Source organism: Verminephrobacter aporrectodeae subsp. tuberculatae At4 (assembly GCF_000193225.1).
Taxonomy (GTDB): Bacteria; Pseudomonadota; Gammaproteobacteria; order Burkholderiales; family Burkholderiaceae_C; genus Acidovorax; species Acidovorax aporrectodeae.
In genome coordinates, this window is sequence record NZ_AFAL01000633.1 from 1 (window position 1) to 279 (window position 279).

Here is a 279-nt window from a genome sequence, read left to right on the forward strand (position 1 = left end):
TGGCGAATACCGTCACGAATGTCCGCATCAATGGAATCTCCAAGGACATGATCCTGACGCTGACCACCCCCATAGCGCATGGTCAGCGCGGCGTGACCGTTGCCTACAACGACAGCACGCCCGCCGACAACAAGGGCATACAGGACACAGCCGGCAATCGCCTGACCAGCATCCCGACCACGGCGGTGGACAACCTCGTACTGGACAGAACGCCCCCGGTGATCCACAGCGCCACAGTCACCGGCAACCAACTGGTGCTCACGTACACCGAAGCGGGCA

1 protein-coding gene is annotated in these 279 nt (G+C 61.6%); it reads left to right on the forward strand.

The annotated features are described in order from the left end of the window. The coding region (locus tag VTU_RS28490) for a SwmB domain-containing protein (RefSeq protein WP_010107205.1) at positions 1–279 on the forward strand (279 nt) is incomplete at both ends.